Annotated in this window: 15 protein-coding genes; 8 read left to right on the top strand and 7 right to left on the bottom strand. The window is 66.4% G+C overall.

Annotated features, from left to right (window positions below; all coding sequences use genetic code 11):
• Window positions 1-2: 2 nt before the first annotated feature.
• The 3 genes from ACFC0O_RS16300 to ACFC0O_RS16290 are packed head-to-tail and all read right to left on the bottom strand — an operon-like array spanning window position 3 to window position 2404.
• Window positions 3-932 carry an NmrA family NAD(P)-binding protein gene (locus tag ACFC0O_RS16300; protein WP_375958478.1) on the bottom strand — a complete coding sequence of 310 codons (930 nt, stop codon included), beginning with the start codon at window positions 930-932 and terminating at the stop codon, window positions 3-5.
• Window positions 917-1921 (bottom strand): methyltransferase, encoded by a 1005-nt coding sequence (locus ACFC0O_RS16295; protein WP_375958476.1) that lies wholly within the window; start codon window positions 1919-1921, stop codon window positions 917-919. The genes ACFC0O_RS16300 and ACFC0O_RS16295 overlap by 16 nt, the downstream gene beginning before the upstream one ends.
• Before the next feature lie 30 nt (window positions 1922-1951).
• Complete coding sequence (locus ACFC0O_RS16290) at window positions 1952-2404, bottom strand: anthrone oxygenase family protein (RefSeq protein WP_375960740.1); 453 nt, start codon at window positions 2402-2404, stop codon at window positions 1952-1954.
• 433 nt (window positions 2405-2837) lie between these two features.
• Here ACFC0O_RS16290 and ACFC0O_RS16285 point away from each other — a divergent pair, with 433 nt between their 5' ends.
• Entirely contained in the window at window positions 2838-4625 is a 1788-nt protein-coding gene (locus ACFC0O_RS16285; protein ID WP_375958474.1) for a BTAD domain-containing putative transcriptional regulator, read from the top strand.
• 4 nt (window positions 4626-4629) lie between these two features.
• Here ACFC0O_RS16285 and ACFC0O_RS16280 read toward each other — a convergent pair whose 3' ends face one another.
• Genes ACFC0O_RS16280 through ACFC0O_RS16265 form a run of 4 tightly spaced genes read right to left on the bottom strand, consistent with a single transcriptional unit; the run spans window position 4630 to window position 8306 of the window.
• Window positions 4630-5742, bottom strand: a complete 1113-nt coding sequence (locus tag ACFC0O_RS16280) for a 2-oxo acid dehydrogenase subunit E2 (RefSeq protein ID WP_375958472.1) — start codon at window positions 5740-5742, stop codon at window positions 4630-4632.
• A complete protein-coding gene (locus ACFC0O_RS16275; protein WP_375958470.1) occupies window positions 5735-6751 on the bottom strand; it encodes an alpha-ketoacid dehydrogenase subunit beta in 1017 nt (338 codons plus the stop codon). Before ACFC0O_RS16275 ends, ACFC0O_RS16280 begins: the two co-directional genes overlap by 8 nt.
• Complete coding sequence (locus ACFC0O_RS16270) at window positions 6730-7653, bottom strand: thiamine pyrophosphate-dependent dehydrogenase E1 component subunit alpha (protein ID WP_375958468.1); 924 nt, start codon at window positions 7651-7653, stop codon at window positions 6730-6732. Before ACFC0O_RS16270 ends, ACFC0O_RS16275 begins: the two co-directional genes overlap by 22 nt.
• Window positions 7650-8306 carry a TcmI family type II polyketide cyclase gene (locus tag ACFC0O_RS16265; RefSeq protein ID WP_375958466.1) on the bottom strand — a complete coding sequence of 219 codons (657 nt, stop codon included), beginning with the start codon at window positions 8304-8306 and terminating at the stop codon, window positions 7650-7652. Before ACFC0O_RS16265 ends, ACFC0O_RS16270 begins: the two co-directional genes overlap by 4 nt.
• 140 nt (window positions 8307-8446) lie before the next feature.
• On the opposite strand from ACFC0O_RS16265, the gene ACFC0O_RS16260 reads away from it, so the two are divergent.
• The 7 genes from ACFC0O_RS16260 to ACFC0O_RS16230 are packed head-to-tail and all read left to right on the top strand — an operon-like array spanning window position 8447 to window position 15280.
• Entirely contained in the window at window positions 8447-8911 is a 465-nt protein-coding gene (locus ACFC0O_RS16260) for a cupin domain-containing protein (RefSeq protein ID WP_375958464.1), read from the top strand.
• Entirely contained in the window at window positions 8911-10176 is a 1266-nt protein-coding gene (locus tag ACFC0O_RS16255) for a beta-ketoacyl-[acyl-carrier-protein] synthase family protein (RefSeq protein WP_375958462.1), read from the top strand. The genes ACFC0O_RS16260 and ACFC0O_RS16255 overlap by 1 nt, the downstream gene beginning before the upstream one ends.
• Window positions 10173-11423, top strand: a complete 1251-nt coding sequence (locus tag ACFC0O_RS16250; protein ID WP_375958460.1) for a ketosynthase chain-length factor — start codon at window positions 10173-10175, stop codon at window positions 11421-11423. Before ACFC0O_RS16255 ends, ACFC0O_RS16250 begins: the two co-directional genes overlap by 4 nt.
• Entirely contained in the window at window positions 11416-11670 is a 255-nt protein-coding gene (locus ACFC0O_RS16245; RefSeq protein WP_375958458.1) for an acyl carrier protein, read from the top strand. Before ACFC0O_RS16250 ends, ACFC0O_RS16245 begins: the two co-directional genes overlap by 8 nt.
• A 1-nt stretch (window position 11671) precedes the next feature.
• Window positions 11672-13168, top strand: a complete 1497-nt coding sequence (locus tag ACFC0O_RS16240; RefSeq protein ID WP_375958456.1) for a methyltransferase — start codon at window positions 11672-11674, stop codon at window positions 13166-13168.
• A gap of 22 nt (window positions 13169-13190) precedes the next feature.
• Window positions 13191-13604 (top strand): VOC family protein, encoded by a 414-nt coding sequence (locus ACFC0O_RS16235; protein ID WP_375958454.1) that lies wholly within the window; start codon window positions 13191-13193, stop codon window positions 13602-13604.
• A 32-nt stretch (window positions 13605-13636) separates the two neighbouring features.
• Window positions 13637-15280, top strand: a complete 1644-nt coding sequence (locus tag ACFC0O_RS16230) for an FAD-dependent monooxygenase (RefSeq protein WP_375958452.1) — start codon at window positions 13637-13639, stop codon at window positions 15278-15280.
• The last annotated feature ends 14 nt before the right edge of the window (window positions 15281-15294 follow it).

Genomic DNA, 15294 nt, shown 5'->3' with positions numbered 1-15294 from the left:
GTTCAGCCGGTGTGCTCGTCGTGGGTGTCGAGCATGGCCCAGGAGGTGGTTGCCGCCCATTCGGCAAAGGTGTGCCAGCGGACCCGGGGGTGCGCGGCGTGCAGGGCGGGCAGATCCAGGCCGAAGCCGACCTCGTCGAACCACTGGAACATGCGGGCGAGTTCGGGGTTCCAGGCCGCCAGCTCGCCCAGCGGTTGAACCACGTACGTGATAGCGCGCCCGGTGGCTGCGGATATCGCGGCCGCGGCAGCAGGGCCGGTGAGCTCGTCGGAAGCGATTTCGATGCGCTGACCGCTGAAGTCGGCAGGCTGGGTCACTACGGCGGCGGCAAACCCCGCGATATCGGCGACATCGACATAGGCCAGTGCGCGCACGGCCGGTAGCGCCATCGGCAGGAATCCAGCACGGAGCGCATTGATCACGTGCGGAGCCAGCATGACATCCATGAAGACCACCGGAGCGATGATCGTCCAGGGGACCGGTACCCCCGCGAGGTGCAATTCGACATCCTTCTTGCTGTCGAACCACGGGATGCCGATCTCCCGATCGGCCGCGGCGGCCGAGCTGTAGGTGATATGCCCCACCCCTGCGTCGGCTACCGCGTCCAGGACCCGAATCGCGTTGTCCCGCTCCACATCCGGTCCGGATTCCGCGGGCGTGCCCATGACGTAGGCGTGGTCCGCGCCGTCGGCTGCGGCACGGACCGCGCCGGCATCGGCGAAATCACCTGTGGCGAGCTCTATTCCGAGCCCGGCCAGGGCGACGGCCGCGGGTGTGAGCGGGTTCCGGACCAGCGCCCGAACCCGGTGGCCGTCCGCGAGCAGGCGGCGCGCGACCGCGCCACCCTGCAGGCCGGTCGCTCCGGTTACCAGGATTGTCTGCGAGGGTGTTTCCACCGGTTTGCGTGGCATATGGCTCATCGCTTTCTGCATTCGAGGAGGGTGCGCCCGGAATCGGTCCGGACCAGGGTTCGGCAGTCGAGTCCGACATCTCCTGCCAGGCAGGCGAAGTCGCCCGCACCGCGTTCGCGTCCGCCGACCAGTACCAGCATGCGCAGGTCCATTTTGGTGGCGAGCAGTTCGTCGGGTTCGTCATCGGCGAGGCGCTCGATCAGCAACAGTCGGCCGCCCTCGCCGATCGCTTCGGCACCGCGCCGCAGGATGCGGCGAGCGTCTTCGTCGTTCCAGTCGTGCAGTACATGCGAGAGCAGGTAGACCTGCGCACCGGGCGGCCAAGGGTCGAAGAAGCTCGCACCGATGACACGAGCACGCTCGCGCACGCCCGCCGCGTCCAGAATCGCTTCCGCGGCGGCCACGGTATCGGGCAGGTCGAGCAGCACACCACTCAGATGCGGTTGTGCGGCAAGGACATCCGCCAGCAACGCCCCGGTCCCGCCACCGACGTCCACGATCTGCTCGATTCCGGTCCAGTCATAGGCCGCGGAGACTTCACCGAACCACGAAGCGTTCTCCGCCATCAGGGTGTCGAACGAGGCGGCCAGTGCGGGCTCGGCCGACAGATGCTCCCAGAACGAGAGTCCGTGCACCCGTTCGTATGCGGGCTCGCCGGTGCGAATCGAATCGAGCAGTCCGACATAGGTGGCATCGAGCACCGCGCCCGCACCGGACAGATCGAGCCACTTATGCCTGCCCGCCGGATGATCGGCCTTGAGTAATTGCGCGCTCGGCCCCAAAGCGTACGAACCGGTATCGATTTCGCGGAATACCCCGCGCACTACGAGAAAGCGCATCAGTCGGCGCAACGCGTCCGGATCGGCACCGGCGACAATGGCGAGTTCGGGAATCGTGGTGACACCCGCGCCAATGTGGTCGGCCAATCCCAGGGTGGCGGCGACCCGCATCGCCCACGGCGCGATCACATCGGTGAGGGTGGCGAAATCGGGGTGCTCGGATTGCGGCATGGACATGACCTCCGAATGGTCGAGAAGGGCTCAGATCGCCACTGCCAGCGCTGTGGCCGCCAGTGCGAGAGTCGACAGCACGGTTCTGATCTGGTGCCAGCGTCGCCACGGTAGTCGCGGATCGGCCCAATCCTGGCTCAGGGCAGCGGGGTCGACGTCACGCACCGAACTCAGCAGCGGTACATTGGCGAATTGCGAAACCATTGCGGTGCCAACCAGTAACAGCATGGCGAGTATGAATAGTGTGGTGGCCGAGCCGGTTTCACTCATCAGTGCGAGTCCGATATCGGCGATCCCGCCGATCGCGACGAGGGCGGGCATGGTCGGCTCGTAGTGCCGGTCGAACAGCTGGTGGGTCGCGACGTACTGTTCCGCCGGCATGGCCAGAAATCCGGGAACGTTGGCCATGGCAACCCCGAGCAATATTCCCGCGACCAGTCCGGTGGCCACCAGAGAGATGGTGCTCAACAAGGCGATTCCCATGGCACTCACGCTGCCAGGGTGGATTTGCGTACCGCTTGACCGGCGCTCGAGGCTCTGGACAGCCGTTCAAGTCGGACTCGAGCGAGCCGCAGGATCATCGGGTCGTGAGCAGCCGAAACCTTAGCGCGACAGCGTATTTGCCTCGGCACCGCTCATGTTGACAGTGCAACCTACTCATGCTTGAGTAGTCTCGCGACGAAACGACTCTTACTTCGCCTATCGGCATATTTCCGTGTGGGGACGGATGCGTCGGGATGCGGTGGCAGACAATCGAATTCAGATGACCGAGAACACGACTACTGATTGCCGGATTTCGGATCTTCATCGGCTGGATACTCGACGGCGAGTCTGGGCAGGATGCCGTTCCGAGTGCGGCCCCGTAGCGGTGTTCGAAGTGCCGGGCTTTTCGCCCGAGGCCGGAGGGGGCCTACAAATGAGGATCGACATGCTCGGCGGCCTGCGCGTGGAATCGGGAGGACAAGTCGTCACCCCGACCGCTCCGAAAGTCCGCACCCTGCTGACTTTGTTCACATTGCATGCGGGCGAGGTGATTCCGGCCAAAGTGCTGATGCGCGAACTATGGCCCGAACGCCCGCCCCGCAGCGCCCAATCCACTTTGCAAACCTATATTTGCCATTTGCGCCGCCTGGCCCGCACCGATACCGACGTCTCGGTGGTGACTTCCTCGTCCGGCTATTCCCTGCACATTCCAGCGGGTCGCGTCGACACCACTCGATTCGAGGATCTGGTCGGACGCGGCACCCGCGCACTCGATGACGGGGTTCCCGAATTGGCATCCACCGAACTGCAACACGCCCTGAAACTGTGGCGCGGTCCGATGCTGGCCGATGTGCCCACCGGACCCATGCTCGATACCCATGTGCTGCGGTTCAGCGAACGCAAACTGCACGCGCTGTCAATGCGGATCGACGCGGATCTGCGCCTGGCCCGGCACGCCAGTTTGATCGGGGAATTGGGTGCGCTCATCGCCGAACACCCACTGCACGAAGGCTTTCACATCCAATTGATGATCGCGCTGTTCCGTACTGGCCGCCGCAGCGAGGCACTGGCGGTCTTCCACCGCCTGCGCATCACCCTGGCCGAACATCTGGGCCTGGATCCCAGCGCCGAGGCCGAACGTGTGCATCAGATGATCCTGATGGCCGATGACGAACTTGGCGTACCGGATTCGGCCGCGGTGCAGATCGGTCCGCGAGTGCCCGCGCACCTGCCGCCCGATCTGGGCGCACTGGTCGGGCGCGCCCGCGAATTGGACACGGTGGTCCGGCATCTGGGCATCGACGCGCGGGTGGGATCAGGTCCGGTCGCAGTGCTCGTGACCGGGATGGCCGGGGTCGGCAAGACCGCGGTCGGATTGCGCGCCGCACACCAGGTCCGCGGCCGGTATCCCGATGGTCAGCTGGTCGCGGAACTGCGTATCGGCGGGCGGCCGGTGGAGACCGGGATGATCCTGGAGGGCTTCCTGCGTGCGCTCGGCTGCACCGATCCGATGCCGCGCTCGACCGCCCAGCGCATCAATATGTTTCGCAGCTGGACTGCGGCGCGATCGGTGCTGGTGGTGCTGGATGACGCCTATTCGGCTGAACAGGTCCGGGCGCTGTCGCCGACGGGCAGTGAGTCCGGGTTGATCGTCACCAGCCGACGCCGGTTGTCCGAACTCGGGGGAGTGCACCGGATCAACCTCGAGGTGCTCTCGGTCGACAGCGCACTGGAATTGCTCGCCATGCTGGTCGGCAAAGCTCGGGTGATCGCCGAGGAGCCCGCGGCGCGCGCGGTGGTACAGCTGTGCGGCGGTTTGCCTTTGGCGTTGACCGCGGTCGGCGCGCTGTGGGAGAACTGGCCCGGATTGTCGCTCGAGTACCTGACCGAACTGCTCGCGGACGAGAGCAATCGACTCAATCTGCTGCGCTACGGCGAATCGGATGTCGGAGCGGCCATTTCGGCCAGTCTGACCATGCTCGGCGAAACCGAGCTGCGGGTCTTCGAAGCGGTGCGCACGGGTGCGCGGACCGCGACGACCGTGTGCTGCGCCCTGCAATTGCCGCGACGTGAGACCGAGGCCGCGATCGGGCGACTGGCCAATGAGCAGTTGGTGGAATGCCGGTACGGCGGCGCGGGCGATCTGCGCCTGAGTATGCATCCGGTGGTGCGGCTGTGCGTCGCGCAGCCACATCCACGCCCGCGACTGGAGGTGTGCTGAGAGATCAGGTCAGCAGATTGCGCAGGGCGAGCGGAGATTCGAGCTCGCCCTTGAGGCGGCGGGAGAACATCGCGGCATCGCGACCGTTTACCAGGCGATGGTCATAGGCGATGCCCAGCTGCGTGACCGGCCGGCGCACCGGCTGGTTCGCGGGGTCCAGAACGATCTCGTCGGTGACCGCCGCGAGCGACACTGCGACCGACTGGCCGGGAAACACTAGCGGGATCACGAACACCGTGTCGTGATAGGGATTGATCGATACGGTCAGCGCGCCACCCACGAGGTCAGCGGAACTGAATCTCCCCTGCACCGCGCACTTTTGCAGGCGGGCCAGATCGGCGGCGAGTTCCTCGATCGGACGCCCGGCGGGATCACGGAGCACCGGAACGAACAGCCCCGCACCCGCGTCCACGGTCACCCCGATATCGGCGCCCGTGATGGTCGCGGTACGGCCGTCGTGCCCGATACTGGCGAACAGCAGCGGAAAGTCGTTGTGCAGCCGGGCGATCGCGCGAATCAGCAGGACGGGCAGACCGATATCGATGCCGCGCTCGGCGCGCAGCTCCTGCCGCAACGCAAGGGCGTTCGCCACAAGCAGCCGGGTCACGTTATAGGCGGCCGGGATGCTCTGCCACGACCGCGAGACCGACCGAGCGACCTGACGCTGGTTCAGGCTCAGTTCGATCGTGGTCGAGGTCAAATTCTCCACATCGCCGCCGCGGATCACACGTTTGCCGAGGCCACGCAACTGCTCGTCGGTGATACCGTGCTGCTCCACCAGCGCTCGCGCGGCGTCGGTGAGCACATAGCTCGCCTTCGTCGTGGGTTCTGCTGCAGCACCGACTGTTTCACTCGCAGCCGCGAGGTGGTCCAGACGCTGCTCCTCGGAGTCGAACAGGTGCCCGATCGGCTCGCCGAACGTGATTTCGGTCGCCGCCGCGACCGCTCGCTGCAGGATCCCGTCGACATCGGCGACGATATCGACACTGGCCTTGGAGGTTTCGGCGACCGCGATCGGATCACCGGCGCGCACCCGATCACCGTCCTCGCACAGCCATTCCACGAGCGTGCAGGATTCGTCATTGGCATTGAGTACCGGGACAAAGATCTCAGCCATCGAGGCCCTTTCGAACCGCATCGACGATGCGCTGGGTGTCAATGAGAACGTTGCGCTCGAGATGCACGGCTGCGGGGATGACCCCGGAATCGGAGTGCGCCAGCACGATCGGGCGCTGTAGATTCGGCCAGCAGCGTTGATAGATCGCCTGTGCGATATCGGCGCCCCAGGTGCCACCGCCCGTACTCTCCTCTGCGACGCAGATGATGCGCGCCGAATCACAGGCCGCGGCAATGGGTTCCACATCGAATGGGTGCAGCAGCGTGGGCACGATCACCTGGCACAGCAGATCCGATTCCAGGGCCAGTCGCCGGGCGGCCTCGACCGCTCGATCGGCCATCCCGCCCGCAGCGATGAGCAAGCAGTCCAGTTCTTCGGGGTTATCGCTCATCGTGATCCTGGTGTGCCCCAAGGGCCCCGGGAGCAACTCGGCGTGGAAGAGCTCATCGATCGGACCGGGATCGGCCATGCGCCGGGTGTACAGAACCTTGTCCTCCACCACGAGTGCGGGTCCACCGGTCTCCAGTACCGCACGCAGCACCTCGAGGCTGTCCCGATAGGCGTTGATCTCCACAATCCTCAGGTCCGGGATGCCCAGGAAGTGCTTCTGCGGACTCTGACTGTGCGTCGGCCCGTAGCCTCGGCCGCCGCCGACGGGTAGCCGGATCAGCACCCGCATGGGCAGGCGCGCGCCGTACATCGAGGTCGATTTGGACGTCATATTGAGCACCTGGTCGAAGGCGAGGCCCGCGAAATCGGCGAACATGATCTCCACGATCACCGTATTGCCTTGCAGCGCCAGCCCATTCGCGACCCCCACCAGGGCGTTCTCGGAGATGGGAGTGCTGATCACCCGTTCCGGGTAAGCGGAGGACAGGCCCTTGGTCGCCTTGAACGCGCCACCGTAGGGGTCGCTGACGTCCTCGCCGAGCAGATAGACGCCGGCGACGGCCAGCAACGCGCGCAGTGCGGCGTTCAAGTTCTCGATTACGCGGTGTGCCCGGTCCATATCGCCTCCCCGCTCGCGAGCGGTCGTGTGCCGATGTCCTTGACCACCAATGCGATCCGCTCGGATTGGCAGGTGTCGGCGACGTCGTACTGTGCGCCATGACGGTCGCGATAGTGCACGGTCCAGTCCCGGGCCAGCAGCGCTTCGAGCTCGCTGGGGGAGCGGGTGTCATCGCCCTTGCTGTGCGGACCGAGTCGAAAGGTGTCGAATTCGACCACCGCGGGTCCACCTCCACCGCGCACGGCATCGACGAGCGAGGCGAGCTCGACCCGGATGGCCTCGACATCGCATCCGTGGATTTTCCGGTGTGGCACACCGAAAGCGGCGGCGCGGGCAGCCACGGTGCCTGCCATATGCGCGCGGGTCGGTGTGCTCTGGGCGATGCCGTTGTTCTCGACCACGATCAGCAACGGCACCTGCCACAGTGCGGCCATATTCAACGCCTCATAGACCGCGCCCTCCCCCCAGGTGCCGTCGCCGGTGTACACCACCGCGATGCGCCGTCCGGGCGTGTTCCGCATATGCAATGCGATTCCCGTTGCGAGCGTGACATTTTCACCCTGTATCCCGGTGGACAGGAAGGTCGGCCGGTACAGATGCTGACTGCCGCCGACCCCGCCGCACAGCGCCCCGGCCCGCCCCATGATCTCGGCCAGCAGCCCTTCGGGATCATCGAAGCGGGCCAGATAGTGGCCGTGGCCGCGGTGATTGCTCAGCACCACGTCGTCGGGGTGCAACAGCCCCGAAACCGCCACCGGCACATATTCCTGGCCCAGGCAGGTGTGCGTGGTGCCGTGCAGCGCACCGGCGGCGAACAGGTCCAGCAAAGCCAATTCGAAATGCCGAATCAGCAACATGCGCAACAGATCCTGCTCCTGCGGCCGGGTGAGCACGGCGTTCACGCGGTCTCCGCCGGCGCCAACGGCATGGGCAACGGCGCGACCCGGCGCACGATATCCGGTCGCGCGACCGCGCGCAGGTACTGCTTCAACTCGGGTCCGGCGTTGCGATGGGCGTCGCTGCGCTGGAAGTCCAGGTAGCCTTCCTCGTCGACCCAGTCGGTGATCAGCAGATAGCACCCGATCTCGGCGTCGTACGCCAGGCACTGATCGAGATTGGCCGGATGTGCTCGCGCGGCCGCACCCATGGCGTCCCAGGCGCGTTCGAATCCGGCACGCTGGTCGCGGGCGACATCGAAACGCAGGATCTTGCGGAACCCGGCCGGGGCGGCGGTGGCGGTGGGAGACCAGGAGTAGAAGACGCGGGCTTGGGAATCGCCCATGGTCGGCGCGCTCGCCTCATAGGGCGCCAGATAGCGGGCGAGCCCGCTGTCCAGCATGCGCAGCCGCGGATCGTCCCGGTGGGTGCGCACATTCGCCACCATGTCCCGGTCGGCTTCCACCAGATGGAAGTACAGGTCGTGGAAGTGGAACAGCGTGCGCCGGGTGACGCCTATGGCCCCGGGCAGCCGGGTGCGATCGTGCGCATCGAACAGCGCCGTGACATCAGGGATGTGCGCGGTGGCCATGCGGCGCACAAAGAGAGCTCGAAACACCGTGGCGCTCCTGTTCTTCGGGCGATGGTGGGCGAGATCGAGCCTCGCGCAGGCGGCTCGAGCAGGTGTTCACGACCGCTCGAGTCGTGCCTTGCTGACCGCTCGAGGGCTGCTCGAGCAGCTCATTCGACGATCGGTGCATGAGCAATCAGGTCACCGGGGCGGCGCGCTACCGGATCGATCGCACCGAGGTGCGGGCGACCATCCGCCAAGGCGGGGAGATCCGAATCCTGTTGAGCCCGCGCACAGTTGGTTCCACTTCGGGGTTCAACGGCACCCTGACACTGCTGCCCGGCGAGTTCGTCGCCGCCCAGCGACACCCCTACTCGGACAAGTTCATCTACCTGATCAGCGGGGAACTCGAGCTCACTGTCGACGGTGAGCCGGTGCCGCTGTTGCCCGGGCAAGCCCTGTTCGTACCCCGCGATACCGCCCACCGCTTCGTGAATCACGGTCCCGAGGTGGCGCAGGCGGTGTTCTCGGTGGCCCCACTCGCACCGAGCCCCGAGCTCGGGCATGTGGATCTCGAGCCGGTACCCCATCCCGCGGAACCGCTGCCCCATGTCGGCGATAACGCCGCGACACCCGATGCGGGAGTGCGGTAATGGCCAGGCGGGTGGTGATCACCGGGATCGGCATGATCGTGCCGGGCGGGATCGGCACCAAGGACGCGTGGCGGGTACTGACCTCGGGGCAATCCGCTATCCGGCGCATCACGTTCTTCGATCCCGGTCCCTATCGGTCCCAGATCGCGGCCGAATGTGATTTCACCCCGGCGGATCACGGTCTCACCGCGCGCGAGATCCGGCGCATGGACCGCGCCACGCAATTCGCGGTGGTGTGCGCCCGCGAAGCGCTGGCCGATTCCGGCTTGGTCGCCGCGGAATTCACCCCCGAACGCACCGCGGTGGCCCTGGGCAGCGCGGTCGGGGCCACCATGGGGCTCGAACAGGAATACGCGGTGGTCAGCAATGAGGGCCGTGACTGGCTGGTCGACGGCGCGTACGCGGTCCCGCACCTGTTCGGGCATTTCGTGCCCAGCACCCTCGCGGCCGAAGTCGCCTGGGCGGTCGGGGCCGAAGGTCCGGTCGCGCTGATCTCCACCGGTTGCACCTCGGGCTTGGATTCGGTCGGCTACGCCGCGGACCTGATTCGTGAGGGATCCGCCGACATCGTCATCACCGGCGCGACCGATGCCCCGATCTCGCCGATCACCTCGGCCTGCTTCGACGCCATCCACGCCACTTCACCCAATAACGAGCACCCCGACATCGCCTCTCGCCCTTTCGATGCCGAACGAGACGGGTTCGTACTTGGGGAGGGGTCGGCGGTGCTGATCCTGGAAGAGCTCGAGGCCGCTCGGGCGCGCGGCGCGCACATGTACGCGGAGTTGATCGGATTCGCCTCGCGCGCCAACGCCTATCACATGACCGGCCTCAAAGCCGACGGACGTGAAATGTCCGAAGCGATCGACGCTGCCATGCGCGAGGCGCGCATCGATCCGTCGCAGGTGAGCTACGTGAACGCGCACGGGTCGAGCACCAAGCAGAACGACCGCCACGAAACCGGTGCGTTCAAACGGAGTTTGGGCGCGCACGCCTACCAGGTACCGGTCAGTTCTCTCAAATCGATGGTGGGCCATTCCCTCGGCGCGATCGGTTCGATCGAGCTGGCGGCCTGCGCGCTGGCGATCGAGCACGGTCTGGTGCCGCCCACCGCGAATCTGCACACTCCCGATCCCGAATGCGATCTGGACTATGTGCCGTGCGTGGCCCGAGAAAGCGCGCTCGAGGTGGTGCTCAGTGTGGGCAGCGGATTCGGCGGTTTCCAATCCGCGGCTCTGCTGGCCCGACCGGGGCGGCAATCATGAGCACCGGAAAACGCACGGGTGCACCGCAATTCACCGGAATGGGAATCGTCGCGCCCACCGGGCTCGACATCGAGTCGTACTGGTCCTCGACGCTGGCCGGGCGCAATGCCCTCGCACCCATCAAGGCCTTCGACGCCACCCGGTATCCAACCGTCCTGGCGGGTGAGGTTCCCGATTTCGATCCCTCGGGATTGCCGAATCGGCTACTGCCGCAAACCGATCGCATGACCCGCATGGCCCTGGTCGCCGCCGGGGAGGCCCTTGCCGATGCCCGGCTCGATCCCGCCGCAGTGCCCGATTTCGAGATGTCGGTGGTGACCGCGAGCCATTCTGGCGGATTCGAATTCGGCCAGCGCGAGCTCGAACACCTGTGGAGCCGCGGACCCGCGCATGTGAGCGCCTATCAGTCGTTCGCGTGGTTCTACGCGGTGAACACCGGTCAGATATCGATCCGGCATGGTCTGCGGGGACAGAACGGGGTGGTGGTCACCGAGGGTGCGGGCGGTCTGGACGCGCTCGGACAGGCCCGCCGCGTGCTGCGCCGCGATTCGCGGATCGTATTGACCGGCGCCACAGACGGTTCGCTGTGCCCGTGGGGGTGGGTCGCCCAGATCGCCAACCGCAAGATGAGCGTTCGGCAGGATCCCGCGCGAGCGTATCTGCCGTTCGATGCCGACGCGAACGGCTACCTGCCGGGGGAGGGCGGTGCGATCCTGCTGCTCGAGACCGCAGCTGCGGCCCAGGCGCGCGGCGCGCGCAGCTACGGCGAATTGTCTGGCTACGCTGCGACATTCGATCCGCCGGCGGGTTCGGATCGCCCGGGTGGGTTGCGCCGCGCAATCGATCTGGCGCTCGCCGACGCACACGTGGGCCCCACCGCGGTCGATGTCGTGTTCGCCGACGGTGCGGGCATCCCGGACCGGGACGTCGCCGAGGCGGCGGCCATCCGTGCGGTCTTCGGTCCGTACGGCGTCCCGGTGACGGTGCCGAAATCCGGTACCGGACGCCTGTATTCGGGCGCCGCACCGCTGGATACGGCCGCCGCACTGCTGAGCATCCGCGATCAGGTGATCCCGCCGACGGTCAATGTCACCGACCTCGCCGACGGCATCGAACTCGATCTCGTCACCGCAGCTCCCAGACCAGCGCGAATCCGCACGGTCCTGGTGCTCGCGCGCGGCTTCGGAGGTTTCAATTCGGCCGTGGTGCTCACGGCCGCACAGTCCGGAAAGGGAACCGATGGCTGAATTCACCCGAACCGATCTCAATCGGCTGCTACGTCAGGGGGCGGGCGTCGACGAGGCGGTCGACCTCGATGGCGACGTGCTGGACACCCCCTTCGACGAACTGGGATACGACTCGCTCGCCTTACTCGAACTGGCGAGCCGGCTCAAAACCGAGTTCGGCATCACGATCCCGGACGCGGAGCTGATCGAGATGAAAACCCCGCGCATCGCCGTCCAGGTGGCAAATTCGTATCTGGTGGAGGCCTGAGATGGCCGGGCACACCGACAACTCCGTAATCATCGACGCGCCAATGGATCTGGTCTGGGAGATGACCAACGATCTGACGTCCTGGCCGCAGCTGTTCAGTGAATACGCCGCCGTGGAAGTCCTCGAACGGCACGAGCACACCTTCGTGTTCCGACTGACCATGCACCCCGATGAGCTGGGACGCGTGTGGACCTGGGTCTCGGAACGGACCCTGGACGCCGCGGCCCGCACCGTGCGCGCTCACCGGATCGAGACCGGGCCGTTCGAGTACATGAAACTCGCGTGGTCCTACACCCAGGAAAGCGACGGCGTGCGCATGCGCTGGGTGCAGGACTTCACCATGAAGTCCGGCGCGCACACCGACGACGTGGGCATGACCGAGCACCTCAATACCACCACCCGCAAGGAGCAGGCCCGGATCAAGGGACTGGTCGAGAAAGCCGCCTTGGAGAACGAAGCCGCTGCGGCGGAGCCGGATTCGGTGGGATTCCCCGACGACCCGCATGCGCAGCGACTGCTACTGCTCGGTGGCGGGGCGCGAGTGGCCGCGATCGTACGCGCGCTGGGCGGTCTGGGCGTGGCCGATCTGCTCGCCGAGGGCCCGCGCACCGTCGTGGACTTGGCGACCGCGGTGGATGTCGATCCCGACGCCTTGGCTCGGGTGCTGCGTGCGGCCGCCGCGGTCGGCATCTTCGCCGAGTTGCCCGGCGGCAGAGTCGGTCTCACCCCACTGGCAGAGGGCCTGCGTTCGCACGGGCCACAGAGCATCGCTTCCTACGTCCAGTACAGCGGCGCGCGGTTCGTGCACCGGCCGTACGAGCAGCTGCAAGAGAGCATCCGCACCGGTAAGCCCGCGACCACCCAGGCCCTGGGGTCCGGGCTCTGGGATTATCTGGCGGCCAATCCTTCCGACGCCGAGCTGTTCGATACCAATATGGCGGGCATGAGCGCGCGGCTCAGCAGAGTGTTCGCCGACCGCATCGCAGCGGAGCGATTTCCCACCATCGCCGATATCGGCGGTGGGACAGGCGATTTCCTGGTCACGCTACTGCTACGCAACCCTGGGGCGCGGGGTGTACTGGTCGAACGTCCGCACGTACTGGCTGCTGCCGCGCCGTATATCGCCGCCGCCGGCATGAGTGATCGCATCGAATGTGTTGCCGCGGACTTCATGACCGACGAGCTCCCGCGCGGCTGTGACGCCTATGTCCTGCGGACCGTCCTGCACAACTGGTCCGACCCCGATGCCGCTACGGTCCTGCGCCGAGTGCGCGAATCCATAGGCAACGGGCGGCTTTTCGTCTGCGAGCAGGTCCTGAGCGAGGCGCCCGGCTGGGACCACGCCAAATTCCTGGATGTGGACATGCTGGTGCTGTTCGGCGGACGCGAACGCACGTTGCGCGAATGGAATCGGCTACTGAACTCGGCAGGCTTCGAACTGGTTCAACATCCCGGCAAACCCGGCTGGGCCGTCCTGGAATGCGCGGCCACCGCGTGATCAACGAGAAAGCGAGAAGGCCATGACCGAGATCATGCCCGACCGGACCCATGCGGCCCGTCCCGTCTACGACGGCATCGTGACCCCCTGGCTGACCGTCTCGGACCTGCGGCGGTCCATCGAGTGGTACCAATCGAACCTCGGCCTCGAGGTGCTGTTCCGCGCCGACGAGATCGGCTGGTGCGAACTGTCCACCGATACCGAGAACGTCGCCGTCGGACTATGGCAGGCCGACAGCGGATTCGGGCGCGGCGGGGCCATGCTGACCTTCGGCGTACGCGACCTCATCGCAGAAAAGGCCAGGCTGCAGGCACGCGGCGTGGAGTTCGGGCAACCGGCGTGGATGTACGAGGGACTGGTCGCGATGGAGACCTTCTTCGATCCCGACGGCAACCCCATCATGTTCTGCCAGGTCCTGCACGAACCACGGAACTGACCACCCCGCAACGGATCTGGAAGGAGACACCCATGCGCGAGGTCAGAGTACCGGTGCTGATCGCCGGTGGCGGCCCGGTCGGTTTATCGGCCGCGCTATTTCTCGCCCGCCTGCACGTGCCGGTCATGCTGGTCGAACGGCGGGCCACCACCTCGCCACTGCCTCGTGCCACCGGCGTGCACGCCCGCAGTATGGAACTGTTCCGGTCCGCCGGGATAGCCGAGGCGGTGCAGGCGGCTGGACTGCGCCTGGTCGGCAAGAACGGGAGCCGCTCCGGGGTGCCCGATGACCGGCCCGAGATTCCGCGCATCATCCTGCGCACGCGCTCGCTCGCGGATCTGGGCAACGCGGTCATCACCGAGAGTGGCGACGAATTCGCGGCAGATCTGAGTCCCTGCGATCCGGTGTGGTGTGGACAGGACCTGCTCGAACCGGTGCTGCGCGCGGGCGCGGAGAGCGCGGGCGCAGATGTGCGGTTCTCCGCCGAACTCCTCGAGGTCGAGCAGAGCCTCGACGAGGTCGTCGCGATTGTTGCCGATCGCGCCACCGGCGAGAGCTATCGGGTGCGGGCCGACTATCTGATCGCCGCGGATGGGGTCGGCAGTGGCCTGCGCGACCGCCTCGGGATCGAGCGCACCGGACACGGGCTGCTCGAACACATGGTGAGCGTGCTGTTCCACGCCGATCTGACCGAGGTCACCGGCGGCAGGCGATTCATTCTTGCCTTGATCGTCGGACCGCTTACCGGTGTGGCGGTTTGCCTGGACGGGCGAGATCGCTGGATGTTCTGGACCGGACTCGATGAACTCGTCGACAGCAATGGCTCGGTGGTCATCGATGACGAAACCGCCCTGAAGTTCGTCCGCCAGGCCATCGGCCGCGACGATGTCCCGATCGAACTCGAAGGCGTATTTCCTTGGGATTCGGCGCATTTGATCGCGGAGCGGTTCAGGTCCGGGCGAGTGTTCTTGGCGGGTGACGCCGCACATACCCATCCGCCTCACGGCGGGTTCGGCGCCAACGCCGGCATGCAGGACGCACACAATCTGGCCTGGAAACTGGCCGCAGTCCTGCACGGCTGGGCGGGAGAGTCGCTACTGGAAACCTATGCCGCCGAGCGACTTCCGGTCGATCACGCGGTCGCCGATCAGGCGCTGCTGCGCGAGCGATTCCGGGCAACCGCACATGAGCAGAACGGTTTTCGTGACTTCCCGACCGTGATCGTCGGCTACCGATACACCTCGGCGGCGGTCATCGACGACGGCGGTCCCGCGACCGAGGTCATGCCCGAGCAGCTAGACCTTACCGGTCGCCCGGGCACCCGGATTCCGCACCTGTGGCTCAAGCAACGCGGCGTCCGCATCTCCACGCTCGATCTGTGCACCGATTCGATGACCCTGCTGACCGGGGCCGACGGCGCACCCTGGCTGGCCGCGGCGATCGATATCGGAATTCCCCTGCATGCCTTCGGCATCGGCGCCGATGGTGAGCTGACCGATCCGAGCGGGCAGTGGCCCGCGTCCTGCGGCATCACACCTGCGGGCGCGCTGCTGGTGCGACCGGACGGCTTCATCGCATGGCGCTCGCCCACGGCGGTCACCGACCCCCACGCAACCCTGCGCGACGCGCTCGCGCACCTGCTCGGACACCCCGCAGCGCTGCCCACCGCCCGCTGACCACGCGTCGGCGA

This window comes from Nocardia sp. NPDC056100, from assembly GCF_042266325.1.
Taxonomy (GTDB): domain Bacteria; phylum Actinomycetota; class Actinomycetes; order Mycobacteriales; family Mycobacteriaceae; genus Nocardia.
The sequence above is the reverse complement of the archived record's forward strand: the minus strand, read 5'-3'. Positions and strand labels throughout refer to the sequence as shown.

Bases quoted from the DNA above. Each gene is read 5' to 3' on its own strand.
- ACFC0O_RS16230 (WP_375958452.1), top strand. From the start codon at position 13,637: ATGCGCGAGGTCAGAGTACCGGTGCTGATCGCCGGTGGCGGCCCGGTC.
- ACFC0O_RS16295 (WP_375958476.1), bottom strand. From the start codon at position 1,921: ATGCCGCAATCCGAGCACCCCGATTTCGCCACCCTCACCGATGTGATC.
- ACFC0O_RS16290 (WP_375960740.1), bottom strand. From the start codon at position 2,404: ATGGGAATCGCCTTGTTGAGCACCATCTCTCTGGTGGCCACCGGACTG.
- ACFC0O_RS16275 (WP_375958470.1), bottom strand. From the start codon at position 6,751: ATGGACCGGGCACACCGCGTAATCGAGAACTTGAACGCCGCACTGCGC.
- ACFC0O_RS16235 (WP_375958454.1), top strand. From the start codon at position 13,191: ATGACCGAGATCATGCCCGACCGGACCCATGCGGCCCGTCCCGTCTAC.
- ACFC0O_RS16255 (WP_375958462.1), top strand. From the start codon at position 8,911: ATGGCCAGGCGGGTGGTGATCACCGGGATCGGCATGATCGTGCCGGGC.
- ACFC0O_RS16285 (WP_375958474.1), top strand. From the start codon at position 2,838: ATGAGGATCGACATGCTCGGCGGCCTGCGCGTGGAATCGGGAGGACAA.
- ACFC0O_RS16245 (WP_375958458.1), top strand. From the start codon at position 11,416: ATGGCTGAATTCACCCGAACCGATCTCAATCGGCTGCTACGTCAGGGG.
- ACFC0O_RS16240 (WP_375958456.1), top strand. From the start codon at position 11,672: ATGGCCGGGCACACCGACAACTCCGTAATCATCGACGCGCCAATGGAT.
- ACFC0O_RS16300 (WP_375958478.1), bottom strand. From the start codon at position 932: ATGCAGAAAGCGATGAGCCATATGCCACGCAAACCGGTGGAAACACCC.
- ACFC0O_RS16280 (WP_375958472.1), bottom strand. From the start codon at position 5,742: ATGGCTGAGATCTTTGTCCCGGTACTCAATGCCAATGACGAATCCTGC.
- ACFC0O_RS16260 (WP_375958464.1), top strand. From the start codon at position 8,447: ATGAGCAATCAGGTCACCGGGGCGGCGCGCTACCGGATCGATCGCACC.
- ACFC0O_RS16250 (WP_375958460.1), top strand. From the start codon at position 10,173: ATGAGCACCGGAAAACGCACGGGTGCACCGCAATTCACCGGAATGGGA.